At 41.5% G+C, this 24556-nt stretch carries 21 protein-coding genes and 1 pseudogene; 16 read left to right on the top strand and 6 right to left on the bottom strand.

The features are described 5' to 3' along the window. Positions 1 to 164: 164 nt before the first annotated feature. The 4 genes from murC (at position 165) to BV372_RS03360 (ending at position 3833) form a co-directional block, all read left to right on the top strand. Complete coding sequence (gene murC / locus BV372_RS03375) at positions 165 to 1625, top strand: UDP-N-acetylmuramate--L-alanine ligase (protein WP_086683277.1); 1461 nt, start codon at positions 165 to 167, stop codon at positions 1623 to 1625. A gap of 132 nt (positions 1626 to 1757) precedes the next feature. After that, complete coding sequence (murB, locus tag BV372_RS03370; protein WP_086683274.1) at positions 1758 to 2756, top strand: UDP-N-acetylmuramate dehydrogenase; 999 nt, start codon at positions 1758 to 1760, stop codon at positions 2754 to 2756. A 161-nt stretch (positions 2757 to 2917) separates the two neighbouring features. After that, a complete protein-coding gene (locus BV372_RS03365) occupies positions 2918 to 3265 on the top strand; it encodes a YbaB/EbfC family nucleoid-associated protein (RefSeq protein ID WP_086683271.1) in 348 nt (115 codons plus the stop codon). A gap of 82 nt (positions 3266 to 3347) precedes the next feature. After that, on the top strand, positions 3348 to 3833 hold the full coding sequence (locus tag BV372_RS03360; protein WP_086683267.1) for a low molecular weight protein-tyrosine-phosphatase: 486 nt from the start codon (positions 3348 to 3350) through the stop codon (positions 3831 to 3833). A 279-nt stretch (positions 3834 to 4112) separates the two neighbouring features. Here BV372_RS03360 and BV372_RS03355 read toward each other — a convergent pair whose 3' ends face one another. Beyond that, positions 4113 to 4796, bottom strand: a complete 684-nt coding sequence (locus BV372_RS03355; protein ID WP_086683347.1) for a response regulator transcription factor — start codon at positions 4794 to 4796, stop codon at positions 4113 to 4115. A 476-nt stretch (positions 4797 to 5272) separates the two neighbouring features. Between BV372_RS03355 and smpB the strand changes: the two genes are divergently transcribed. Both smpB and BV372_RS03345 read left to right on the top strand, forming a co-directional pair. Continuing rightward, on the top strand, positions 5273 to 5740 hold the full coding sequence (gene smpB, locus BV372_RS03350) for an SsrA-binding protein SmpB (protein ID WP_086683264.1): 468 nt from the start codon (positions 5273 to 5275) through the stop codon (positions 5738 to 5740). A 178-nt stretch (positions 5741 to 5918) separates the two neighbouring features. Further along, a complete protein-coding gene (locus BV372_RS03345) occupies positions 5919 to 6194 on the top strand; it encodes a WGxxGxxG family protein (protein ID WP_086683261.1) in 276 nt (91 codons plus the stop codon). A gap of 68 nt (positions 6195 to 6262) precedes the next feature. Here the strand turns inward: BV372_RS03345 and BV372_RS03340 are convergent, their stop codons facing one another. Continuing rightward, on the bottom strand, positions 6263 to 7690 hold the full coding sequence (locus BV372_RS03340; protein WP_086683256.1) for an IctB family putative bicarbonate transporter: 1428 nt from the start codon (positions 7688 to 7690) through the stop codon (positions 6263 to 6265). Positions 7691 to 8330: 640 nt separating this feature from the next. Beyond that, complete coding sequence (locus BV372_RS03335) at positions 8331 to 9884, bottom strand: GAF domain-containing sensor histidine kinase (protein WP_086683253.1); 1554 nt, start codon at positions 9882 to 9884, stop codon at positions 8331 to 8333. 928 nt (positions 9885 to 10812) lie between these two features. On the opposite strand from BV372_RS03335, the gene BV372_RS03330 reads away from it, so the two are divergent. The 5 genes from BV372_RS03330 (at position 10813) to BV372_RS03310 (ending at position 17721) form a co-directional block, all read left to right on the top strand. Then, on the top strand, positions 10813 to 11976 hold the full coding sequence (locus tag BV372_RS03330; protein ID WP_086683250.1) for a DegT/DnrJ/EryC1/StrS aminotransferase family protein: 1164 nt from the start codon (positions 10813 to 10815) through the stop codon (positions 11974 to 11976). 114 nt (positions 11977 to 12090) lie between these two features. Continuing rightward, complete coding sequence (gene crtB, locus BV372_RS03325) at positions 12091 to 12981, top strand: cyanoexosortase B (RefSeq protein ID WP_086683247.1); 891 nt, start codon at positions 12091 to 12093, stop codon at positions 12979 to 12981. Between the two features lie 107 nt (positions 12982 to 13088). Continuing rightward, positions 13089 to 13802: a cyanoexosortase B system-associated protein gene (locus BV372_RS03320; RefSeq protein ID WP_086683245.1), complete on the top strand. Its 714-nt coding sequence runs from the start codon at positions 13089 to 13091 to the stop codon at positions 13800 to 13802. Positions 13803 to 14012: 210 nt separating this feature from the next. Next, positions 14013 to 15371, top strand: a complete 1359-nt coding sequence (locus BV372_RS03315; RefSeq protein WP_086683242.1) for a polysaccharide biosynthesis/export family protein — start codon at positions 14013 to 14015, stop codon at positions 15369 to 15371. Positions 15372 to 15546: 175 nt separating this feature from the next. Further along, positions 15547 to 17721, top strand: coding sequence for a tyrosine-protein kinase domain-containing protein (locus BV372_RS03310; protein WP_086683238.1), 2175 nt, complete (start codon positions 15547 to 15549; stop codon positions 17719 to 17721). Between the two features lie 141 nt (positions 17722 to 17862). On the opposite strand, the gene BV372_RS03305 is transcribed toward BV372_RS03310, so the two are convergent. Then, the gene (locus BV372_RS03305; protein WP_086683234.1) at positions 17863 to 18540 is read right to left on the bottom strand and encodes a rhomboid family intramembrane serine protease; all 678 of its coding nucleotides are present in this window, start codon (positions 18538 to 18540) and stop codon (positions 17863 to 17865) included. A 251-nt stretch (positions 18541 to 18791) separates the two neighbouring features. Beyond that, positions 18792 to 19505, bottom strand: a complete 714-nt coding sequence (locus BV372_RS03300) for a rhomboid family intramembrane serine protease (RefSeq protein ID WP_086683231.1) — start codon at positions 19503 to 19505, stop codon at positions 18792 to 18794. A 325-nt stretch (positions 19506 to 19830) separates the two neighbouring features. Between BV372_RS03300 and BV372_RS03295 the strand changes: the two genes are divergently transcribed. The 4 genes from BV372_RS03295 to BV372_RS03280 all read left to right on the top strand — a co-directional run bounded on the left by BV372_RS03295 (position 19831) and on the right by BV372_RS03280 (position 22127). Beyond that, positions 19831 to 20424 (top strand): ACP phosphodiesterase, encoded by a 594-nt coding sequence (locus tag BV372_RS03295; RefSeq protein ID WP_086683228.1) that lies wholly within the window; start codon positions 19831 to 19833, stop codon positions 20422 to 20424. A 76-nt stretch (positions 20425 to 20500) separates the two neighbouring features. Continuing rightward, complete coding sequence (locus BV372_RS03290; protein WP_086683226.1) at positions 20501 to 21121, top strand: hypothetical protein; 621 nt, start codon at positions 20501 to 20503, stop codon at positions 21119 to 21121. Between the two features lie 215 nt (positions 21122 to 21336). Next, positions 21337 to 21600 carry a hypothetical protein gene (locus BV372_RS03285; protein WP_086683223.1) on the top strand — a complete coding sequence of 88 codons (264 nt, stop codon included), beginning with the start codon at positions 21337 to 21339 and terminating at the stop codon, positions 21598 to 21600. A gap of 20 nt (positions 21601 to 21620) precedes the next feature. After that, positions 21621 to 22127 (top strand): hypothetical protein, encoded by a 507-nt coding sequence (locus BV372_RS03280; RefSeq protein WP_086683220.1) that lies wholly within the window; start codon positions 21621 to 21623, stop codon positions 22125 to 22127. Positions 22128 to 22362: 235 nt separating this feature from the next. On the opposite strand, the gene BV372_RS03275 is transcribed toward BV372_RS03280, so the two are convergent. Next, a complete protein-coding gene (locus BV372_RS03275) occupies positions 22363 to 22773 on the bottom strand; it encodes a hypothetical protein (RefSeq protein ID WP_086683217.1) in 411 nt (136 codons plus the stop codon). 372 nt (positions 22774 to 23145) lie between these two features. On the opposite strand from BV372_RS03275, the pseudogene BV372_RS03270 reads away from it, so the two are divergent. Continuing rightward, positions 23146 to 24556 (top strand): annotated as a pseudogene (locus BV372_RS03270) (CHAT domain-containing protein); the annotation flags it as partial.

The raw sequence follows: 24556 nt of genomic DNA, 5'->3' as shown, positions 1-24556 counted from the left end.
TAACAAAGGTAAAATCATTCTGAAGCAAAAAACAAGAGGAGGAAAATCAACGAAACTTCAAAAATTAAATACATACAGGAGTAGTTACAGTAAAAATCCAATTCCTGTTATGATACGCGTGTCATTTGTGATTATGGTGTGGTGTGGTGTAAGAGGAGTAATCAATGAATAATTCAGTAGATTTTAGCGGTAGACCATTTCATTTCATTGGGATTGGCGGTATAGGTATGTCTGCTCTGGCATATGTTCTCGCCAAACGTCAATTGCCAGTATCAGGTTCGGATCTTCGTCCAAACCACATTACGCGAAAGTTAGAATCTATCGGGACTCATATTTTTAGTAGACAAGAAGCAAGCAATCTTGAATTCTTTCGCCCTCGAGTAACCTCTGGAGTAGCATTAAACTCACAAGCAGAATTGCATAGTGCTGCTAACTCAACACTGCCTCAAGTAATTTGTTCAACAGCAATTAACACGACTAATTTAGAATATAAAGCAGCTCTAGAATTGGGTTGCCCAATTTGGCATCGTTCAGATGTACTAGCTGCGTTAATTGCCGATTATTACAGCATTGCAGTTGCTGGAACCCACGGAAAAACTACAACCAGTAGTATGATTGGCTATATGCTATTAAAAGCTGGTTTAGATCCAACCATTCTCGTGGGTGGCGAAGTTAATGCTTGGGAAGGTAATGCCAGATTAGGAGAAAGTAGGTATCTTGTAGCTGAAGCAGATGAATCAGATGGTTCTTTGGTAAAACATGCCCCAGCAATTGGCATAATCACCAATATTGAACTCGATCATCCCGATCACTATGAAACATTAGAAGAAGTCGTTGATATCTTTCAAGAGTTTGCTCAAGGTTGTCAGACATTGGTAGGTAGCATCGATTGTGCAACAGTACGCGATCGCCTAAAACCAACAATCACCTACAGCCTACATCCAGATAGCAACGCTGACTATAGTGTCACTAATATTGACTATCGTGCTGATGGGACTACAGCTCTAGTTTGGGAAAAAGGTAAAGCTTTAGGCATGTTGAATTTGCGCCTACTTAGTCGGCATAACCTAAGCAATGCTTTAGCAGCTGTAGCAGTAGGTCGATTATTGGGCTTAGAATTTGGAGAAATTGCCAAGGGTATTGCCACCTTTGAAGGCGCAAGACGACGCTTTGAGTTTCGAGGTGAAGTCGATGGTATTACTTTCATTGATGACTATGCCCATCATCCTAGTGAAATTCGCGCTACTTTAGCTGCGGCACGTCTCCAAGCTAGACCAGGGCAAAGAGTTGTGGCTATTTTCCAGCCCCACCGCTATAGTCGGACACTGACATTTTTAGAAGAATTTGCTGAATCTTTTACTCATGCTGATTTGGTTGTGCTGACTGATATTTACAGTGCAGGAGAACCCAATTTAGGGCAAGTTAGCGGTGAACTATTAGCAGAGGCAATTACCAAACACCACCCACAGGTTGTTTATCAACCAACCTTGCCTTCAGTAAGCGAATTCTTACTTAAAACATTGCGTCCAGGCGACTTAGCACTATTTCTCGGTGCTGGAAACTTGAATCAAACAATTCCAGAAATAATTGCTACACTTTGCGAACCAGCAAAAGCTACATCTTAAGTGATAACACTGACGAAGTTTCATTCTTGAAACAAGTGTCTATTTAATTTGTCACAGTTTCATAAAAATTTCATAGTACGGCCGTATTGTTACGGCAGATAAATGTAAAAATTTCTCTAAATCGATCTAAAGATGATAATCTCCCAGGCAGATGGCAACGTCTGCACAGTTTCTACATTGACTACAGAGAAACAGGAAACAGCTAATTCCGTCGAAAGCCCGGTAATTTATTTACCTGGCACTGATTGTGCGATCAAGTCCCAAGCTTCGTTGTCAGCGTATACCTCCTATAGAGTGGGTGGAGCAGCACAATGGTACATTGCCCCCCGCAACTTGGAAGCATTACAAGCTGGCTTGAAGTATGCAAAAGAACGTGGCATCTCAGTAACAGTACTAGGTGCAGGTTCTAACTTGTTGGTGAGCGATCGCGGTTTACCGGGTTTAGTGATTGCAACTCGTCATCTCCGATATAGTCATTTTGAGCCAGAAACAGGACAATTAACCGTCGCTGCTGGCGAATCAATTCCTAGCTTGGCGTGGGCAGCAGCAGATTTGGGGTGGGAAGGACTAGAATGGGCTGTCGGTATCCCCGGAACTGTTGGGGGTGCTGTTGTGATGAATGCAGGCGCACACAATAGCTGTACCGCAGATATGTTGGTCAGCGCTCAGGTACTTTCACCTGATGGGACCTTAGAAACTCTCACACCTGCGGAGTTAGGTTATACTTACCGAACTTCACTATTGCAAGGTAGAGATCGTATAGTTACCCAAGCGACCTTCCAACTTCGTCCAGGAGCAGATCCAGCGAAAGTTTTAGCAGCAACCAAGCAACATAAACAGCACCGATTGACTACCCAACCCTATAATTTTCCTAGTTGCGGCAGTGTTTTTCGCAATCCCAAACCCTACTCTGCTGGCTGGTTAATTGAGCAAACTGGGTTAAAAGGCTTCCAAATTGGTGGAGCGCAAGTAGCACAACTCCATGCCAATTTTATCCTTAACCGTGGTGGCGCAAAAGCTAGCGATATCTTTTGTCTCATCCGTCATATTCAGCACCAGGTGCAAGACCGCTGGTCCATTTGGTTAGAGCCAGAAGTTAAAATGCTCGGAGAGTTTCAGCTCGCTTGTTGAGCTTGTGGAAACTTGCGATCGCAGCGCTCAGCAGTCAATGCTGACTTATTGCTTTATCAATTCTCCAATGCATTAATTATGAGTAAAAAAAGAGGCAATTTGCCTACCGCATCTATAATTGAATTTGATTTGTTATTGAACGCACACGCGGACTATCTATTATGACAGGTAAAGGACAGGGTTTTGGCTTTGGCTTGGGAAAAATGAAAGAACTGGCCGAAGCTTTCAAAAAAGCGCAGCAAGTTCAAGAAGGCGCAAAGCGGCTCCAAGAAGAATTGGAGCAAATGGAGATTCAAGGAGAGTCTGGCGGTGGTCTGATCAAGGTAATTGTCAGTGGCAACCAAGAACCCAAACGAGTGGAAATTTCTCCAGAAGCTCTAGGAGAAGGTGCAGATGTACTGTCCGACCTGGTGACAGTAGCAATGAAAGACGCCTACAACAAGTCCACAGCTACAATGCGGGAACGCATGGAAGATTTGACCAGTGGACTAGAACTTCCTGGATTTTAGTTAAAAGTCAAGAGTCAAGAGTCAAAATGAATTACTTTTGACTTTGGACTCTTGACTTTTGACTTAGCGAAGCGAAATAGTAATGCCTTACAAACTACTTTTTGTCTGCCTGGGTAATATCTGTCGCTCGCCATCGGCAGAAAATATTATGAATCATTTGATTGAGCAGGCTGGCTTAAGCAATAGTATTGTCTGTGACTCTGCTGGTACATCTAGTTATCACATTGGTAGTCCACCTGACCGCCGCATGAGTGTCGCAGCGGCTAAAAAGTTGGGAATCAAACTGCGAGGTCAAGCCCGCCAGTTTCATAAATCGGACTTTCAAGATTTTGACTTGATTTTGGCAATGGATCGCCAAAATTATCACCATATCCTGATTCTAGATCCAACTCAGCACGATCGCGAAAAAGTCCGTTTAATGTGTGGCTATTGTTCTAAGCATACTCTCAAAGAAGTTCCCGATCCCTACTATGGTGGTCCAGAAGGATTTAATCAAGTGATCGATCTTTTAGTCGATGCTTGTGAGGGTCTGCTGCAAAATATTATTAGTCAGCAATTAAGAACGTGAGTATTGAGTGACTTAAGCAAGAAACTGAGGGGTTTAACTAAGATGTTTTCTCCTTGGCTTTGAATTGAGGGAAAAAATTTTTTCTTGGATTAAAGCCAGATTAATTGCAAAAAAGAACGCAACAGATACTTTGTAGAGATGTTAAATCTAACGTCTCTACAAAGTATCTGTTATGTTGTAAAGATTTTTTGAATCGGTATAACTTGCTCTGGCTCGTTATGTACTGTGTAAAAAGCTAACTTTATAGTCAGTACAGTGATGACTCAGTATCTGGTTATATTATTCTACTAAACCATGCTTCATTGCAAAACGAACCAGTTCAGCTCGGTTATTGGTGGCTGTTTTTCTCAATAAGCTACTAACGTACTTTTCTACTGTACGCGCACTCAGATGTAGCTGTTGACCCATGTCGGCATTAGAAAGGCCATGCGTTAACAGTTCTAGCACTTCCTGTTCTCTGGAAGTCAAGGATGAGAGCATTTGAGATTTCTGAATCTGAGTAATTTCTGAAGAATGTGCTTCCGCCGTTTTTGTTTGGCTGGAATTGCCCAAGTTTTCTTGATGAGAAAAACGATATTCTGATTGAATAATTTGCGATCGCTCCAGAAGATTACGAATAGCTGCTGCTAGCTCTTCTAATTCAAAAGGTTTAGGCAAATATAAATCGCAACCTGACTGGTAGCCCAGAATTCGTTCTTGAGTCTTGGTCCGTGCTGTTAATAAAATTACAGGTAGTAAACGGAACTCTGCTTGTTGACGCACCCGGCGCACTAATTCATAGCCATTCATTCTTGGCATAACAATATCAGTGACAATCAAATCAGGATGGTACTCCTCAACCATCGCCAAAGCCTCTTGACCATCATTCGCCGTAATCACTGAGTAACCAGACAGTTCAAGATAATCGCTAATAGACAGACGAGTGCCCAAATCGTCATCCACTATAAGGATTGTCAAGGGCATGGACAGTACACCCCTAGCATTTTTTTTACTAACAAATTGGCTTGTTTGAGCACTATTAGTGAACACAGGCAAGAATGATGTGCTCTTATGTTTCATACTATGACAGGATTACCAGCTAATTACTGCCTCAGGACTGATTTATAAAGAAAATCTTAATTCTTTAGAAATTGTTAATAAATTTTAACGCAGGCACCCATCCTAGTGCTTGGCAAATGTAGATAATGTTGTAATTCATAACAACTAACCAAAACGATAGAGTAATCTTTTACCCTACTGTAAATTAAAATCTACTTGATCAAGGGTCTATTTGAGGGAAAATTTGCTGGAAAAATTTCCTTGAGAACTTGAAAAAGCTAAATTACGAAGATAAGTCTCATACCTAGAGTAACCATTTATAGTAGTTTAATATAGCCTCAATAAATTCTTCTACGGACTCAAACGTTTTTTAAGCACATTTTAAGTACACACAATTTTCAATGAGTGACAAAAGCGAAGGTTTCAAAGTAATTAGCGACAATCGACAAGCCCGTTATTTGTATGAAATCCTGGAAACCTACGAAGCCGGAATTCAGCTGACAGGAACAGAGGTTAAATCGATTCGTGCAGGTAAAGTCAATCTCCAAGATGGCTATGCTTTAATTCGTAATGGCGAAGCATGGTTAATCAACGTGCATATTTCACCTTACACTGCCAGCGGTCAATATTTTAATCATGAACCACGGCGGACGCGTAAGCTGTTACTGCATCGCCAGGAAATCCGCAAGCTAATTGGCAAAGTGGAACAGCAGGGTTTGACTTTAGTTCCTTTAAAGATGTACTTCAAACGTGGTCGGGTGAAAGTAAGTATAGCCCTTGGTAAAGGTAAAAAGCTCCACGATAAGCGAGAAGACCTGAAAAAACGCCAAGATCAACGCGATATGCAACGGGCAATAAAAAATTATTAGGCATTATTTTGGCTAAATTACCACACTAGAGTCAGAAATTCATTGAAGCAAAAAGCTTGGTTGTCTACCCTCAGTCAGAGTTAAGAAAAAGCCGATTTTATCGCCATAGATTGATTTTGTTATTTCTTAAACTCGGTAAAGTGATAAGTAATCTAGGAAGGGATGAGGAACTTTCACCATGACACGCAATTTCACCAAAGTGATGAGCACTGGCGTTCTGAGCTTGAGTATGGCAATTTTGTCCTTAACTCTACCTGTACATGCCCAAAGTACTACTACTGACTCTGGAACCCGCACTACCCCAAGCACAACAACCTACGAGCGCAATGATTTTGATTGGGGTTGGCTGGGATTAATTGGTTTATTAGGTCTGGCTGGCTTGACAGGTAAAAAGCGTGATGACGAACCAACCCGTTATCGAGATCCCAATACCCCAGGGGCTACTAGATTATAGAGACTAAGCAATTAATAATTATCACGGAGTTAGTTGTCAGTTGTGGGTTTACTGACAACTAACAGATTTTAGTTTGTTGCTGGTTCAGAGGTAGCGGAACTTAAGTCTAAGTTCTGGTTTTGACTTAGAGGTGTCCAATAACTAGCAATTAAAGCCACTAATAGCCACCACAGACTATTAGCCTCAGGACGAAACCAAACAGTATCAAAAGTCCCGTGAGCAAGCATACCTACCATAGATGCGATCGCCCCAATTAGCCAAAAGCCCTCGACGCTTCTCAACTGTCGCAGTCGTGTTATTTGCATGTAACCTGTATTAAAAGTCACGATTATTAGCCACAGAAAGCAGGCTAAACCAATAAAGCCAGTTTCCACAGCAATTTCTAGCAAAATCGAATAGGCACTCAAAGCACTATAACGGGGGCGTTGATAGAGGGGATAGATTTTATTAAAAGCATTATGACCAGGACCAATACCCAAAATAGGGCGATCGCGAATCATATCGAAGACAGCATCCCAGACATTCCTGCGAAAATTATTACTGCTATCTTGACGGTCGGCAAAAATACTCAAAACCCGTAAGCGCACAGGCTCGATAAAAATGACCGCTAGCAGCAATACTCCAATTAAACCTCCCAGAATAATTGGCAATGACCAAGTGCGCCAAAAAGGAGGCATTTGCACGCTCCACCAATAAATAAGCAATGCCATCACTGTTAATACTGCCGCCACTAAACCAATCCAGCCGCCACGACTAAACGTGAGAACTAAACAAGCACTATTAACAATTAATGCTGTCAACGCTAGGGCTTTCTTAAACCAGCTTTGCCAAGCAAAAATTGCCACCAAACTGAAAATTACCGCTGGTAAAAGATAACCAGCCAATAAATTCGGATTACCTAAATAACTGTAAACCCTTGTAGTCTTAGCTAGAGGCGATTCTGGGTCAACCCAAGTGGCTAATGCAGTTGCACCAAAAAACCATTGCCGCAACCCATACACACTAACAATTAGCGAAACGTGCAGGTAGAGAGTGATCAGCCAAGACCGCAAGCGGGACGACCTCAGCACCCTAGCACAAAGAGCAAACAGCAGCAAATATAGCGTTAAAGTTACCAAATCGTTTAACGCTGCCTTTTTTACTGGTGAGAATGCTGTAGCTACTGCGGCAATTGCCCAGTAGAGCAATACCAGCAAGTGAATAGGGGTAAATGATGAGGCGTTTGTTGGTGCTGTTTCATCAGATAAAGTCAGCAATAGCCAAAATCCTACACAAGCCGCCAGCAATAACCCTAGCAAAGTAGTTGATACAAAGGGTGCCAGACCATACACTAGACTAAGTAAGGCAACCGCAATTGTGTCTCCCCACTGGATCAAGACACTACTTTGTCGCCACGAGGATAACAGCCCCACCAAAGATCGGTGGAGGTAGCTGGTAGCAAAATATTCTTGGACTGTGAAATAAGATAACGTGAATCTTTGCCAGACTAAATTCATAAAAAACGCTGTGACTGATTAGCACGCCCGCGTAGAACTTGGAATCGATCATAATGCGGGTAGTTACAAAAGGGTAATAATGCAGATTGGGAATTTCATCAATAGTCCATAATCATTATTCAATATTGATGACTTTTGACTTCTTGCCCATCATCTGACAAATTTCCAGTCGTGCTAGTTCCAACAGCTTGATTTGAAACAGTGCTGAGTAAAAAATATAAATCCCTAATAGTTTGCCGAAATAACTTTGCCCACTGGCAATATTCTCTGCATCTTTGCGTCTCTCTTCCTCAGCTACTCTAGTTAACCTCCGGGAAGGCCTGACGGCGAACTAGTTCTGACTTGGAGTAAACTAATCATCATGCAAACGGCATCCCCACGTCTTTCTGATGCTGCGGATTATGCAGTCACTTGTCAGAAATTCTATCAAGAGCGCTGTTTTAAGACGACAATTTTGGATTTCTCATGCGTCCTGGTGAAGCAGTGCTGTAGACGCTTTCCCATCGCAGACAACTCTCGCGTACTCCGTTAGGGATATTCCTAAGCAGAATTTTCAGAGTACGCGGTTTGCCAAAGGCTAGGGTAGGATTCACCAGGAGGATGTACGCACTTCATGATGCTATTTAGTAACTTGGCCTAATTAAACATCATTAACTGCTTCTGTGGAAGTCACAACTTGCAATGGCAAAGACAGCACATAGCGGTATCCTGATTCTGGAGAACCTTGAATCGTAATTTGTCCACTGTGTAATTCTGCTAGCTGACAGCTAAGTAATAGTCCTAAGCTTTCGCGAGACAAACTACTATGTGGCTGAGTAACATCTATCCCTGAATTTAGAGTTAGGACATCTGAGTGAGAATCACTCAAGTTTTTTGACTTTTCCACTACTAGCGGTAAATTTCCTGCTAGTTCATGGCTGTCTGCATGAATATTATAGGTTGCTGCCTCACCTGTAAGCTCCAGTAAAGACAAGGGGCTAAGGCGAAAATAAGGATCAACCTCGGTTATACCGTCTCCCAACCAAGGATGGGAAACCCAAACCGTAATGTTAAGTGTATTTTCTTTGTAAGATACATGAATGCGCACCACACTACCTGTAGCAGAGAGTTGAATCACGCTAAAAATTAGGTGATACAGCATTTGTCGCACCTTATCTTTATCCAAAGGACAAATGCGACTGTGTCCAGGTTCGATAGATAGGCGAATATCTTGCTCGCGGCGATTAACAGCTTCTTCTAGAGTATTGATAGCTTGTTGGCATACCATCTCAATATCTACAGGAGCTAGGTTCAAATCGGTTGAGCCTTCATCCATTGCTCCTAATTCGGTAATTTCATTAACCAAGGATAGTAAATATCGACCGCTGTGTTGGATGATATCGAGATATTCTCTTTGCTTAGTCGTCAAAGGTCCGTAAATCTCACGTCCTAAGACGCTAGCCATTCCTAGTACAGATGTTAAAGGCGTACGTAACTCCTGAGTTAGCTGTTCTAAGAGTTCTAGTTTTAGTTGCTTAGTAGAAACAGAGTCTTGTGCTAAAACAGGCGGGGTAATTTTGATCTCACTGCTACTATCGTCGCTGAATGATAAGCTAATTGTATTTTTGGGAATACTGACTTCTGACTTTGCTTTTAGCAGTCGATTACGCTCAAACTCACTCATGCTCCAACGAGCTATGATTTGTAAAAATTCAATATCTCGAGTGGTAAAGTTACGCGGCACTAAATCCATCACCGCCAATGCACCTAAACAATGGCCGGACGCATCAATCAATGGCGCTCCCAAATAAGCGCGAATGCCGTAATCTTGTATCAACTTGCTAGAAGCCAGTACTGAATCAGTAATTTTATGTGTATCATTAATCACTAAAAATTGGAAACTATCCACCACTTGGGTGCAAAAAGATTCCCGGCGTAATAATTGACGGCTTTGCGCTAAATGATTCATTAGTCCCAGTCTAGATAAACCTACTGCTGACTTGAACCAATGACGTTCTTGATCTACAAATCCCAAAATAGAAATCGGTGCTTCCAAAAAATGAGCAGCAGTTTGAGTGGCTTCTTCAAAGACAGGAATTGTTTCTGATTGCCGCAAACCTAATTCTGACAATGCTTCGAGGCGTTGTTTTTCTCTTGTTTCTTGGGAAGTCCAACCATCTTTTAGGGCAGATAGTTTGTTTTCAGGCTCTACCATTGCCACCTTTACCTTGATAATTGCTCGATACTGTAGTTTATATAACCACTGTTTGTGGGTTATTATTTGCTATTTTTAAGCATTCCCCAATTTCACCTCCGATAAACAAGCTGACAACAAAAATTTTCTCTCCTGAGGATCAACTTATAGTTTGATCGCCTCTCGGTTCGTAGCAAATGTCAGTAAATATTCTAGTTACCGCTGGTGAAATCTGTATTGCTTTAACTTTTACTACTAGACAGCGTTAGTTTTGTTTTCAAGCTGGGTAATATAACACTAAGGAGGAGGATAAAATCTACCCCATTCTTATGTAGAACAGGTAATTTTTTTGTATATTTGCTCAATTCTCATTTAAGTAAAATAGTTAGATATTAAAGTTAACTAATGCAATGTTTGGAAGCATGAATAATAGTGACAAAAGTTTTAGAATAGTGTATTGAGACTAATCTTTTAGAAATCAAAGATATGAAATATTACCTCAGATTTTATGAGAAAGGTGGTTTTTAAGTACTTGAAGAAAAAATATAAATTAAAATTGTATTAATAAATAAGTAAAACTTATTAAATCACTCGTTCTTTGATTGAAAATATAACAAAATAAAATATCAATAAAGTAACCTTTGGAAGATGAGTTATAGGTATTTAATTTACAAAAATATGATTAATCGTCTTAAAAATATTAAATTTTTAACTCATAAAAAATCTTATAAACAAACTGTTAATTTATTAACTTAGCTATATACATCTTTGAATTCGAGCTAATTTGTCTCCCTGACCAGCTAATTTTATTTAAACTTGTTTTATGCAAAATTATGCAAATATTAACAAATTTATTCTAGATAGTTTGCTTATTTGTAGCAGATAAGCCATAAAAGAGTTAGCTATCTTAAAAGAGAATTTTTTATCTAAAGTTTGAGGCTATCTGCCAATGAATAAAAAAGTTATTAGAGTTCCTTTTGTAGACCTTAATTTACAAAATCTGCCAATTCAAAGTCAACTGGAACAGGCAATACAGGCTGTATTAAGACAAGGAGATTTTATTTTAGGGCAAGCAGTATCAGATTTTGAGGCAGCCTTTGCAGCAGCATCTGGTACAGAATATGGTGTAGGTGTGGCATCAGGAACCGATGCGATCGCACTTGGCTTACAAGCATGTAATATTGGCAATGGCGATGAGGTTTTATTACCTGTTAATACCTTTGTTGCAACCCTAATTGGAGTGCTACGTGTTGGTGCAAAGCCGATTTTGGTAGATTGCGATCCCCAAACAGGTTTAATTGACTTAGAAGCAGCAGCAAAAGTAATTACGCCTCAGACTAAAGCAATTATCCCTGTACATCTTTATGGCCAGATGGTGTCGCCACGACAGCTATTAGACTTTGCCAAGACCTACCAAGTGCTAATTTTTGAAGATGCAGCACAAGCACACTTGGCAGAACGAGATGGATATCGTGCTGGTTCAGTGGGAATAGCAGCAGCTTTTAGCTTTTATCCCAGTAAAAATTTGGGAGCATTTGGAGATGGAGGAATGCTATTAACGCGAGATCCAGATGTAGCCCAAAAAATGGTGCGCTTGCGCAATTACGGCGCATCTCAAAAGTATTTTCATATTGAAGCGGGTACAAATAGTCGCTTAGATACTTTGCAAGCGGCAATCTTACTAAAAAAGCTACCATATTTATCCAAGTGGAATTGCGATCGCTACAGTATTGCCCAGCAGTATAATCAAGAATTATTACCCTTAGCGTCTGCTGGTATTATCCCTCTACAAAATCACAGTGTTACAGGACATATTTACCATCTTTATGTGATTAAAATTGATGACTCCTGTGCTTTAACACGTCAGCAAATCCAAGACCAACTTACAGCAGATGGAATTCAAACGGGTATTCATTACCCAATTCCTTGCCACCTTCAACCAGCCTTTACCAATTTAGGCTATCAAATTGGAGATTTCCCTCAAGCAGAAAAGTTGGCAAAGCAAATTTTATCGTTACCTATGTACCCAGGTTTAAGCAATGGACAAATTCAAGAAGTTGTGGCAGCAATTACATCTACTTTAAGTGGCGAACAGCAGTTGTTGTGCATTTAAGTTGCTAGCTATAGCCGTTTGTTATTGAGTATTGAACTAGCTCCAAAAATAATTGACAACTGACATACGAAGCGCAATAAATCTTGAATTTTAAATTTTGAATTGCTTAAAATCATGGCAATCCAGCAACAGGTAAAAAATAGCAACACTCCACAACTGCTCAGTTTAGCGATTCTAGGCGTTTTAGTACTACTTTATGCGCCTCTGTTACTACACTGGCTAGATGGTTGGTTGCACAAAAATATTAGTACAGAACATGAATATTTTAGCCACGGTTTGATTGGTTTACCTTTTGCCGCTTACATAGTTTGGCTACAACGCAAACAATGGCAACGTCTACCAGATATAATCCATCCTCTAGGCCCTGTCCTGCTTTTAGTAGGGGGAGTTTTTTATCTGAGCGGTGTAGCTGAGTGGGTTAACCTTTCCTTCCCCGCCATTTTAGCCGGATTGTGCTTGTGGTTCAAAGGTATGCCAGGTGTGAAATTGCAAGGATTCCCTCTACTGCTAGTATTTTTTGCAACCCCAACAGCCGGACCTTACTTGATTGCTCCCTACACCTTACCCTTACAAAGTTTCATTGCTGGTACGGCTGGCTTCATACTGAATCAGTTTGGTATGGAAGTAACTGTTGATGGGGTAAATCTTTACGTGGGTGGACGGATTGTGGAAGTTGCGCCTTATTGTGCAGGGCTGAAAATGTTGTTTACTACCATGTATGTCAGCTTAATGCTGCTTTATTGGACAGGTGCTTTGTCTTCACGTCGCACAACTAATTGGTTTTTGTTGATTGCTGTTGTGATTAGTATTAGTGCCAATATCCTTCGCAACACTGCATTGACCTTCTTTCATGGCACAGGTCAAGAAGCAGCTTTTAAATGGTTGCATGAAGGTTGGGGTGGCGACCTCTACTCTGGTTGTATGTTGCTGGTATTAGTGCCTTTACTGAATCGGATTAATAGCTATTTCTCAACATCAGAAACTCAACCAGAAGCAGAGGCTTAGAAGCTTTGTCAAATAAGTCATTTCGCAATAAGGATTATGTAATACTACTGCACTCATAGTGTTTTCTTACCAAGTAAACTTTTGCCTAAATATCACAAATTTTATTGATGATTTCCTTAACTAAGTTTTTCAAGGAAAGCCAATGGACTCAAGTAGTAGCGCTTTTATTGTTGCTGCTGCTGTTTGGTATTGGAGGCGCTCCGGGATACCTAACAGGACACTGGCAATGGAAACAGCCGCCACCTATCACTAGCCTGAAAGCATTGAAACACATACGCTACTCAGGGTTAAGTCTTCCTGGTTGGCAAACTATTGAACAGGCGGAACAACAAATTGGTGAACATAAATGGTCGCTACAGCTAATTAAGAAAGAAGTTTCGCAAACTCAAGCGATACTGCTGTTACTACCGCAAAATGGCCCAATGGATCAACCTGAGGTCGAGTGGACAGAAGTTAACGGTTGGGGAAAGTCGCGTTGGGGAAAGTGGGACATAGCTCAATATCGCTCGGCTCAATTTACTGTGAAACAGCCTAGAGAAAGTCAGGTACAAGCTAGGTTCTTTCGCGCTTCTACAAAACAGGATACTTTCGGAGTATTGCAGTGGTATGCTTTACCGAATGAAGGACACCCATCACCTTTACATTGGTTTTTAGCAGATCAATTGGCACAGTGGCGTAAGCAGCGCGTTCCTTGGGTTGGTGTGACAATTCTCGTTCCAATGGAGCCTTTAGGTGAGGTAGAAAAAATTTGGACTGTAACTGAATCTATTGGCCAGACAGTACAAGCTGCATTAATGGCGGGTCCCCTACAGAGCAATTAACGAGTGCGTTTGTGCAGAGATAGGTTGTGTGATGTTAAACCGCAGATTTTTGCTGAGATGTTAGCAGTGATGCGATCGCTTTTTATTCATGCAATATTTTATCCTTTTTGCACATAGTAATTTCTCGTAGTAATAAGAGACATTTTAAGTATTCACAGAGTAAAATAGCGACTCAGCAAGACTCCAAATGGGTCTTGCTTTCCTGCATAAATGTTTATATTTTACAATTCTCATATGCGTGCATTCAACGCTCTATGTTTTGTGACCCTTCAGGTAGGTGTTTTTTGGACAACAGCGTTTCAAGTCGTTGTTGCTCAGCCTGTAATATCTCCAGAACAATCATCAGGGCAACCTGCCTCGTTTTCCTCACCTACTGACGTTGTACCTGCGGTTGTAAATAACGAAATTTCTCCTCAACTCAATCGATACCTTTTAGGGCCAGGAGATACGATTAGCGTTGTGGTTCAGCGTCCTCCTGGTCCTTATCGCTTAGGGGCAGGAGATAACATTAGTGTCATGGTTCAACGCTTTCCAGATTTGAGCTTCCAAGCGGCAATTAATCCAGAAGGCAACATCATAGTACCGCTAATCAAAACATTGTCGCTACAAGGTTTAACTTTGCTAGAAGCACAAGAAAAAATTCGCTTGTTACTCAATCGTTACGTAGTTGAACCAGTAGTAGTTTTATCATTAGCAGGGCAGCGTCCAGATTTGAGCTTCCAAGCTGCAATTAATCCCGAAGGTAACATTTTAGTACCGCAAGTAGGAACATTATCCTTACAAGGCTTGAGTGTAGAAGAAGCACAAGAAAAAATTCGTTTAGCTTTAAGTCGCATTTTAGTAGATCCGATTGTGGTAGCGTCATTGGCAACACCACGACCAGTTCAGGTCACGATTAGCGGCGAAGTATTTCGGCCAGGGATTTATGCAATGGGATCGCCTACACCCCGCGTTGCAGATGCCTTGCTGACATCTGGTGGAACGACTATGATCGCAGATCTCAGGCAAGTGCAAGTGCGTAGGCGGTTGGTTGATGGTTCTGTGATTTCTCAAACTGTTGACCTTTATACAGCGTTACAAAATGGTAGTTCAGTGCCTAATTTTCGACTACAAGATGGCGATGCCATAATTGTCCCACGTCGTGAAATCGGCACTGATGATGGTTACGATCGCAATCTCATTGCTCGCTCAACCTTAGCCATACCACAGATTAGAGTCAGGGTTTTAAACTACGCGGCAGGAGGTATTGCAAATCAACTTCTACCTAATGGCAGCACATTTATCGATGCATTAGGTGGAATTAATCTTGACACTGCTAACCTCCGAGATATTGCTTTAGTACGCTTCGATCCCGAAAGAGGTCAAGCTGTTACCCAGAGGCTTGATGCTAAAAAAGCTCTAGGTGGTGATATGTCTCAAAACGTGCCGCTTCAAGATAATGATGTTATTGTGGTTGGTCGTAATCTCATTGGTAGAATTACTAATGCTCTCAGTACAATTACGCAACCATTCTTTAATGTTCAGAGCTTTATTCGCTTCTTTGACTTCTTTACAGGTGGGACGAAGTAGTGGGGAGATGAGGGAGATGGGGAGCAAAGGAGACAAGGAGAGAAGTCTGAGCAGAGGCTTCCTCCGTACACCGAAGGGGTTGCCGCAGGCATCAGAACTTCGGAGGGACAAGGGGGGAAATAACTAATGACAAATGACTAATGACAGATCACAAATGACAAATGACTAATTTTCTATGACCCCACCAATTGTTAAAAGCTATATTATTGCTTTTGAAAAGTATAAATGGATTGGATTAGCCAGTTTTGCCTTAGTTGTAGCTGCTTCAACGGTGGTGGCTGTACAACCCGAACCACCAGCTAGCTATATAGCAAATGCTGCGCTTACTTACAATCGTCCGCCAGTTTCATTCTCTGCAACTGGTAGTGAAATCCAACAACAAGGGCAGGAATTAAATGAACAAGTTTTGCTATCAGATCAGCTGATCGAAGTTGTATCAGCAAAAGTTAACGTTAAACCAAAAACAATTGGTGCAAGTGTCGCCATTTCTATACCTAAGAAAAACCCTCGGACTGGACAATTAGATTCCACCATCATCGAGCTTAAATATAAAGATAGTAATTCCAAGCGAGCTGTAGAGGTATTGCAGGCATTGATGCAAGCAATGGTCAAGCTCAGTGGTGATATTAATACAGGCCGATTAAAAGCAATTATTCTAAAAATTAATGAACGTGTACCACAGACTAAGTTGGAACTGCAAGCAGCAGAAAGGAGGCTAGAACAGTACGATCGCAGAGAGCGACCGGCAATATTAGCATCGGAAAATGGTAGCTTACTAACTGCGGTTACTAATAGTCAAACTCAGCAACGTCAAATTAAACTGACTATTTCTGGTATTGATGCCCAAATTCGCAGTTTGCAGGACAAGTTAGGATTAAATGTTGGTCAAGCTTACGTTTCTTCAGCTTTGAGTGCCGATCCGATTCTGGCCAACTTGCGATCGCAAATTTATCAAATTGAATCACAAATTGCTGTGCTCCGGAGAGATCTGCGCCCCGAACATCCAACAATGATTCAGTTGCAGCGTCAAAAACAAGCTGCTGAGGAATTGCTACAACAACGTGCTGCTGAAGTAGTAGGTGGTGGCGGTACAGCAGCACCGTTGACTGGCAATGTCTCTAATATTCGTGCTCAAAGTAATTTAGATCCAGCACGGCAAGAATTGGCAAACCAGATGGTGGCTTTGCAAACCCAAAGAGAGACGCTGCAACAACAATTAGCTCAACAAGTCAGAGAAGAGGCACGATTGCGGCAGGTATATTCTTTAATACCTAACAAACAATTAGAGCGATCGCGTTTAGAACAAGAGGTGGCACTCAAAAAAGCTATCTATGACAAAATGCAGGCGAAGCTAGCCGATGCAAAAACCGCAGAAGCCGAAACTGTCACTAGTCTCAGTATTGCTAGACCACCAACCGTGCTTGCCGATACTGTCAAACCTAAAAGCATGTCTGTGACATTGGCTGTAGGTGGTTTTATGGGATTGGTGATTGGTGGCGGCGTCATCTTCTTGTTGGGTTCACTAGAAGGTACTTTCAAAACCCGAGAGGATATCCGCGAAAGCCTGAAGCAAAGAGAAGTCGCACGGTTAGGAGAAATACCTTTAATACCAATTGATGATTTGGATCAAGAAGCCATACCAGTTATAGTTTCCCCAGATTCTCCTTATTTAGAGTTTTATGAGAAGTTCCGCAGTAATATGCGGCGTATAGGTGGTAAAAATCTCAAAGTAGTTTTGATTACTAGTGTTAGTACATCTGAGGGTAAGACTACAAGCGCTTATAACTTAGGCATAGCTTCTGCCCGTGCTGGGAAAAGAACCTTAATTATTGAAACAGATTTGCGATCGCCTTCTGGTTGTTCATCCTTAAACGTTACTCCCGACCCAGATGCGAATATTGAACCTCTGCGCTATTACGCCAGCCTCAGTGAATGTATCCGCTTAGTTCCTGATGTAGAAAATTTATACATTCTGCCTAGCCCTGGACCTTTGCGGCAATCTGCTGCAATTCTGGAATCAAGCGAAATGCGACGGTTAATGGAGGATGTTCGAGAGCGTTATGATTTAGTAATTTTGGATACCAGCCCTCTCAGCCTATCCAATGATCCTTTGTTAATTCAACCCTACAGTGACGCTATGATAATTGTGGCGCGACCAAACTATACGCAACAAAATTTGTTAGGTGAGGCGATCGATCAATTGGTTGAATCTGAACTGGGACTTTTAGGGGCTGTGATTAATGGTGCTGACATCATTGTGACTTTGCCTGCATCAGTTGAACCATTACCAGCCTCTTCACCTCAAGAACAATCAGAAGCAGAAGTTTCAGTAGGTGCCAAGAACAGCTAATCTTGATCGATTTACCGTTGGGGTAATTAGCAAGATGTTCTGCAATAGCAAATTTTCCTCATCCAAGTGAAAACGACTGTATCTTCTTAGAATTTGTATTGGTTAGTAGTATCGCTAGAGCAAGACTACTAACCAATTTCTCTAATAGTCGTCGCGTCTAAATAAACCCAACATAGGACCGAGAATTATCCCAAAAACAAAGCCACCGATGTGTGCCCAGTAAGCAACCCCGCCTGTTTCCACACTCATATTGGCAGCGGTTTGCAAGCTAGCAACACCAGAAATTAAATTCTGGATAATGAACAGCCCGATTAGGATCATGGCGGGCACTCTAATGGTGGTAACAAAAAATCCCAAAAAAGCTAAGGTCATGACTCTAGCGTGGGGAAAGCGGATAATGTAAGCACCCAAAACTCCCGCGATCGCACCACTTGCCCCTAAAGAAGGAATAGCAGAATTCATCCCAATAAACCACTGGCATAAAGCCGCTAAAGCACCGCAAGTCAAATAAAAAATCAGATATTTGAGATGACCTAAGCGGTCTTCAATATTGTTACCAAAAATCCAGAGAAAAACCATATTTGAGATTAAATGCCACCAACCACCGTGGAGGAATTGTGATGTAATTAAAGTTGTCCACTCTCCGGCAAAGTTGGTAGTTAACTCTCGTGGTACTAATGCATATAACTGAAAAAATTCTTCTAATCGTGCACCACGCAGCGTGACTTCATGAAGAAAAACTAAAATGTTCATGCCAATCAACCCGTAAGTGAAATACGGGGTGATGCGCGTTGGATTTTCGTCGTAGAGAGGAAACACAGGTGTTTTTCCTAATCATTGATTAACTGCAATATAGCTTGAGTGGCTGGCGGTTGCGAAGGATAGTTAAGTAGGTCGGTGTTAAAAATTGTCGTTATGACAAGGCAGGAGGCAGAGGGCAGAAGGGAAGAGATTTTTAGGCAACTTGACTTTTCATTACATACTTCGGTTTATTTGCACTGTTCCACTTAATTTTACCTGTTTTTATCTTTCACAAAAAAGGGAACAGTATTCCCTGTTCCCTTTAAAAATTAAAAATATTCTTCTTTAGGCTTGTCGCTAAACAAACCCAAAATAGGTCCGAGAATCGCACCAAAGAGGAAACCACCTGCATGGGCCCAGTAAGCGATACCACCACTTTCCATACCGATGTTGGTAGGTGTTTCAAGACTAGCGACACCATAGAAAGCTTGTTGAATAAACCAGAACCCGAGAAAGAAATAAGCAGGGACTCGGAAAGTGGGAAAGAAAAACCCTAAAGGTACGACACCCAGAATTTCGGCTTTGGGAAAGCGCAGAATGTATGCTCCCATAACACCTGCGATCGCACCACTTGCCCCTAAAGAAGGAATGTTAGAATTCTGTGCAAAATACCACTGGCTTAATGATGCCAAAACGCCGCAAGATAAATAGAAAAGCAAATACTTAAAATGCCCTAACTTATCTTCCACATTATTACCAAAAATCCAGAGAAACAACATATTACCAGCTAAGTGCAATAAACCACCGTGCAAAAATTGTGAGGTGATTAAAGTTGCCCACTCTGGTACAGGTTGATGTACAGATATCCCGGCAAAACTTAAGGTGAGTTCTCGCGGTACTACCGCCGCCAGATGTAAAAATCCATCTAATGCTCGTGGGGGAAGATTTGCTTCATAAAGAAAAGCTAGAACATTAGCAGCAATTAGCCCAAAAGTTACATAAGGGGTGATTTCTGTAGGATTATTATCTCTAATTGGAACCACAGGCGTTTATTCCTCATCTATAAGCAACTAGGTTCACAGTACTGAATTTTGCTAGTAGTTGCTTCTACCCGGTGGATGGATATAGAGATGATTCATGATTTTGGAAGATGAGCGATGTCTATCGACAAACCGCTAGCCTGCGGGTTATGCGTTGGGCGTAGCCCTTCTCGCAGAGTAGCAGTATGCGTCTAGGCTCTGTTCACCAATTCACTATCTTCAATTTAGATTGTGTCTACTTTGTGACTGTAGTGCTAATTCAGTAAAATAGTCTGGTTATACTGCTGTAGGCAAGGGTGCCTAGTAGTTAGGTAGAAGCATTGCGATCATGAACTGGCTAGCCCACTTGTTATTGTCTGAACCAAATGTTGAGAATCGCTTAGGTAATCTCCTGGCCGACATTGTGAAAGGAACGGCTCGTCAGGAATTAAACTCTCATCTCCAGCGTGGAATTGCGTGTCATCAAGTAATTGATCGGTTTACAGACAGTCACATAGTTGTGCAGCGAAGTAAAGAGCGCATTGACTCAAGCTATAGGCGATTTGCTGGGGTACTGGTGGATGTTTTTTACGATCACTTCCTAGCAAAAAATTGGTCGCAATATTCCAGCGTATCTCTTGATGAGTTTACAGCAGAGATTTACGAATCGTTTCGAGCCTATCCAGGTCAGATACCTCTGGTAGTCAGGGAGGTAATTTCTCGCGTAGCTGCTGAAGATTGGTTGGGATCTTACCGCAATGTGTCTGGTGTAGAAAATGGTCTCTTGCGGATATCAAGGCGATTATCGCGACGACGCAACAGAAATTTTATTTTAACTCCAGCTATCAATGAACTCATCACTCACTACGATGCTCTGGAGTATGACTTTCAAGAATTCTTTCCACAATTATTTTCTCATGTGCAGAATTGGTGTATTGCCTAGTTAACCTTTGGGGATTAATGTTTTCTCCGTCATACTGAAATCATGCAGATTAAATGCACATCAGCTGATAAAACTCATGTTTTTTACCAATTCTTTAACAAAACAACTCCAGCATTGGAATGATATTATTCGCAATCAGCCACAAAATCCCAATGCTTATATTCGTCGCGGTATGGTCAACTTTCAGCTTGCCAAAATTGATGAATCTATTCAAGATTTTGATACAGCAGAGCAACTAGATCCTCGTCTAAAACCATATCTCTGGCAACGTGGACTATCTTATTACTACGCAGAAAGATTTGCGGAAGGCGCTCAACAGTTCAAGATTGATTTAACAGTTAATGCCCAAGATGTAGAAGAAACAGTATGGCGATATCTCTGTATAGCTCGCCTTTCTGGTGTGGAATCAGCACGCAATTCTCTATTAACTGTGAAAAATGACCCCCGCCGTATTATGAGGAGTGTGTACGATTTGTATGCGGGAAATTGTACCCCTGATGATGTTTTAAATGTTGGTAAATCAGAAGGAGTAAAAGGAAATTTTTACAGCCATCTTTATTTAGGATTATATTACGAAGCTGAAAATAATCTGGAATTAGCACAGGAATATATAGTTAAAGCTGCTGATAATTACAAAATTGATGATTATATGTGGTATTTAGCTCAGGTACATAAAAATCTGCGAAAATGGCTCTAATTTATTGAATATTGAGGTAATTTAGCACTTTGACCAAACAATATCCAACTTATCCAGAAAATGATCCACTTATTGAAGTTATACAACAGGAAATAACAAATCCTAATATAAAAGTAGGAAGTGGATGTAAATGGAGAGGGAATGGAGCAGAACCCCAATAGAATAATCCTAAATCAACAAAAGCTTACGATCATATTGAGCATCATGGGTCAAGATTGACACCACAGCAGTTAACGGGAAGAGCAGCTAGCAAAAATAAAAATCAAGGCCAGTGGTTAAATGCTGAGGATTGGGTAAAGGCGGAGCAAGTGACACCGAAACATCCAGGTAGATATCTCATTGATTTCAAACGTCCTATTGATAGAGTTTATCATCCTGATGGAACAAAGACTGAAGAGGTAACTCGTGCATTTGTTCAAAGGAATAATGATGGTACTCTCAATTCTGCATATCCTGTTCTAAATAGTTTTGTAATCTAAAAATTATTGAGTAAGTATCCATGAATAGTACGCAAAACTTTTCTCTTGAATTAGCAGAAATTTGTAATGAAAATTGGTTTCTTCCTCCTGAAGATCCCTTAGAGGAACTTTCTCATTCAGAAATGGGAGTTCGCCGTTTCTGCTTTGAACATAATCGACAAGTAATACTAGAAATTGGAGATAAAAAACAGGAGTTATTTTTAGACCCTGATTTTATTTTAATTTTAGAAGAGTTGCCACAAAAAATCTCAAGACTTGTGAGAGATAAAAAGATTGAAATAAGTTTTCCAGAAAGTTGGCTGACTATCTATATAGAGCCTGTAGATAGCTCGACGCTCAAATGCACTTGGAGAGAGTATGGTGAATCAATAGCAGAAGAGGAATTTGCTCTAGATAAATATCAAGTAATAAAAATATTAAAAGTTTTTCTCGACCAAATTCTCACTAAATCTGTTCAGGGAGGTTATATTACCTCGACAGAAAAAGATAAATTTTTCCTACCAAGTTTTAAGTCAAGAAAGTACTAATGTCCTCACATTTTATCCAGCAGATGCGCTTCAGCGATCGCCTCTTACAAAAAACTTGCTAATTGTACCTGAATCTAATTATCGGTGGTTCGGGTTCAAACTGCACTTGTCAAAATGGGCATAGGCTTAGCCCGTCGTAGACATCGCATCTATCCAGCCACGGCTTCATTAAAATGACAGATGTAACGCAATAACAAATGCAGCGTTGAGAGCACCAATTTTGGCAACACAACCTTTACGGCTGCGGTCTAAGTTGCTGTTGTAGCCTTAATATATCCATTTGCTGTCTTTGTTGTAGTAGTAATTGGTCTTGTCTAAATTGTCTAAGCGGTTGTTGCCTTGGTTGATTTTGTTGTCTAAATTGTCCAAACGGTTGTTGTCTTAGTTCATTTTGTAGTCTAAATTGTTCTAGACGCTGTTGTTGTCGTAGCATTTGTTCATCTTGTTGCTGTCTAAATTGTTCCCATTGTTTTTGAGAACTTGGAGAAGATAGTTGTTTGTTCAACTCTTTTGTTTGTGGTTCTAGCTGCTGTTGATTTTGAGGTATCGTCTGAGCGATGTCTGCCCGTACAGGAGAATAAATCGCTAAATCTAATGTCAGGATAGTAAGTAGTAGCCCTGATTTAACTATCAATGAATTAGTCATACAGTTTTCTCAAAGGTGTTGTATAACGACGGCGTTGCTGAATCAAAATATGACTTAGGCGATGATTACATTAAGCTGGCAGATAACTCCGCAGCTATCCTAAATTTCTTACAACCTTTTCCAAAGTATTAGAAGTGTGCCATAGATCTATTGGTTAAGCATTGATATTGCTGTCTTTGGTTCTCAATACGCTCAGTCTGGCTATATTTAGGCTGAGAATTTTTCAAGTTCCATTAAAACGCTATATCTATCATTTTACAAAATCTTCCCTTGATCAACTTCAGACTTCCGGTACAACAACTTAACTTTGTTGACGTTGGGAATGTACTGACAATACGGTGAAGTTAATTGTAGAGTCTACTGCTGCTAGCCATGCCCCTAAAGTTTACCTTCGCCCTCAGTCAACAACAAACTTTTGAACTGCGCTGTGATTATGGTTCACGTCGCTTGGATAAACAGGAGTTAGCAGCACTCATCGATTTGTGTGAGCAAAATTACTACACTCAACAAACAGACCGCTTACCTGATCTCACTCAGTTGGGAAGGCGACTTTATCAATGGCTGGATGGGAAGGAAGGCTGGCTGAGAAGGGCGCTGGATGAGGCGGATGAGCAGACGATTTATTTAGATTTGATTCAAACCAGTGAAGCGCAGGGGTTGAACGCAGACACAGGACGGGTGGCGTTGGGACTGGCACATTTACCTTGGGAATTGCTACATGATGACAATGGGTTTTTAAGCGAACGGCAGAAAGTGTTACCAGTGCGTTCTGTGCAGCAGCGTCAAACCCAAGTGATTGGTGTGCAAAATCGCCCGTTGCGGTTGCTGTTTATGGCGACTGCGCCGGAAGATCCAAGAGTTCCACCCTTGGGATTTGAGCGAGAAGAAGCGAACATTTTGCAAGCAACTAAGGATCAGCCTTTGGCGTTGATTGTGGAGGAAAGTGGCTCGGTTGCAGAGTTAGCCAATTTGGTGAAATCCTACCCCGAAGATTATTTTGATGTCTTTCACCTCACAGGACACGGGATAATTTATACCAAAAAAGACTACGGCTTTTTGCTACCAAAAGGGGCAACCCTACCAGATAATACGCCCTGCTTTATCACTGAAGATGAGGTGGGGAATTTGCAACTTACCACCGTCAATGACTTAGCTAAAGCCTTTCGGGGACGCTGACCGCGAGTAACTTTTCTTTCTGGCTGTCATACAGGACAGGTTCCTAATAAAGGGACAGTACCCTCAATGGCGCAGGCGTTGGTGAAAGCGGGGGCGGGTATGGTTTTAGGCTGGGCGCGTCCGGTGTTAGATAATACGGGTATTGTGGCAGCACAGGCACTTTATCAAGCTTTGGCGACGGGGGACAGTGTGGAAGCGGCTGTGAAAGCGGCGCAGCAGGAGATGATTGACAAGGAACGCACCGACTGGCATTTGTTGCGGGTCTATCGGGATACGCGAGAGATTGCCGAACTGGTGACACCGCTGAGAACACCAAAGCGCGAAAAGTTGAAGTTTACAGTCCCAGAGCAAGAATTTCTGGATGAGCAGAATCAAGTTAAAGTTGCTAGTCGGTTGGAATTTGTGGGACGCAGACGACCTTTGCAACGGTGTCTGCGGGCGTTGCGGGAAACTAGCAACCAAATTGGCGTATTTATTGCTGGGATGGGGGGACTGGGGAAAAGTACGTTAGCGGCGCGGTTATGTACGCGGGTTGAGGCGCAGCGTCCCAACTTTGCGCGGGTGGTGTTGATTGGCCCTTTGGATGAAAGCGGTTTGCTGAATAAGC

Origin of the sequence: Nostoc sp. T09, from assembly GCF_002154695.1 — a bacterium.
Lineage (GTDB): Bacteria > Cyanobacteriota > Cyanobacteriia > Cyanobacteriales > Nostocaceae > Aulosira.
Note: the sequence above shows the minus strand (reverse complement) of the source record. Positions and strands in the feature narration are given on the sequence as shown.

Bases quoted from the DNA above. Each gene is read 5' to 3' on its own strand.
- BV372_RS03295 (WP_086683228.1), top strand. From the start codon at position 19,831: ATGAACTGGCTAGCCCACTTGTTATTGTCTGAACCAAATGTTGAGAAT.
- BV372_RS03275 (WP_086683217.1), bottom strand. From the start codon at position 22,773: ATGACTAATTCATTGATAGTTAAATCAGGGCTACTACTTACTATCCTG.
- BV372_RS03345 (WP_086683261.1), top strand. From the start codon at position 5,919: ATGACACGCAATTTCACCAAAGTGATGAGCACTGGCGTTCTGAGCTTG.
- BV372_RS03330 (WP_086683250.1), top strand. From the start codon at position 10,813: ATGAATAAAAAAGTTATTAGAGTTCCTTTTGTAGACCTTAATTTACAA.
- BV372_RS03340 (WP_086683256.1), bottom strand. From the start codon at position 7,690: ATGAATTTAGTCTGGCAAAGATTCACGTTATCTTATTTCACAGTCCAA.
- BV372_RS03320 (WP_086683245.1), top strand. From the start codon at position 13,089: ATGATTTCCTTAACTAAGTTTTTCAAGGAAAGCCAATGGACTCAAGTA.
- BV372_RS03290 (WP_086683226.1), top strand. From the start codon at position 20,501: ATGTTTTTTACCAATTCTTTAACAAAACAACTCCAGCATTGGAATGAT.
- BV372_RS03335 (WP_086683253.1), bottom strand. From the start codon at position 9,884: ATGGTAGAGCCTGAAAACAAACTATCTGCCCTAAAAGATGGTTGGACT.
- BV372_RS03365 (WP_086683271.1), top strand. From the start codon at position 2,918: ATGACAGGTAAAGGACAGGGTTTTGGCTTTGGCTTGGGAAAAATGAAA.
- murC (WP_086683277.1), top strand. From the start codon at position 165: ATGAATAATTCAGTAGATTTTAGCGGTAGACCATTTCATTTCATTGGG.
- BV372_RS03355 (WP_086683347.1), bottom strand. From the start codon at position 4,796: ATGCCCTTGACAATCCTTATAGTGGATGACGATTTGGGCACTCGTCTG.
- crtB (WP_086683247.1), top strand. From the start codon at position 12,091: ATGGCAATCCAGCAACAGGTAAAAAATAGCAACACTCCACAACTGCTC.
- BV372_RS03360 (WP_086683267.1), top strand. From the start codon at position 3,348: ATGCCTTACAAACTACTTTTTGTCTGCCTGGGTAATATCTGTCGCTCG.
- BV372_RS03315 (WP_086683242.1), top strand. From the start codon at position 14,013: ATGTTTATATTTTACAATTCTCATATGCGTGCATTCAACGCTCTATGT.
- BV372_RS03310 (WP_086683238.1), top strand. From the start codon at position 15,547: ATGACCCCACCAATTGTTAAAAGCTATATTATTGCTTTTGAAAAGTAT.
- smpB (WP_086683264.1), top strand. From the start codon at position 5,273: ATGAGTGACAAAAGCGAAGGTTTCAAAGTAATTAGCGACAATCGACAA.
- murB (WP_086683274.1), top strand. From the start codon at position 1,758: ATGATAATCTCCCAGGCAGATGGCAACGTCTGCACAGTTTCTACATTG.
- BV372_RS03280 (WP_086683220.1), top strand. From the start codon at position 21,621: ATGAATAGTACGCAAAACTTTTCTCTTGAATTAGCAGAAATTTGTAAT.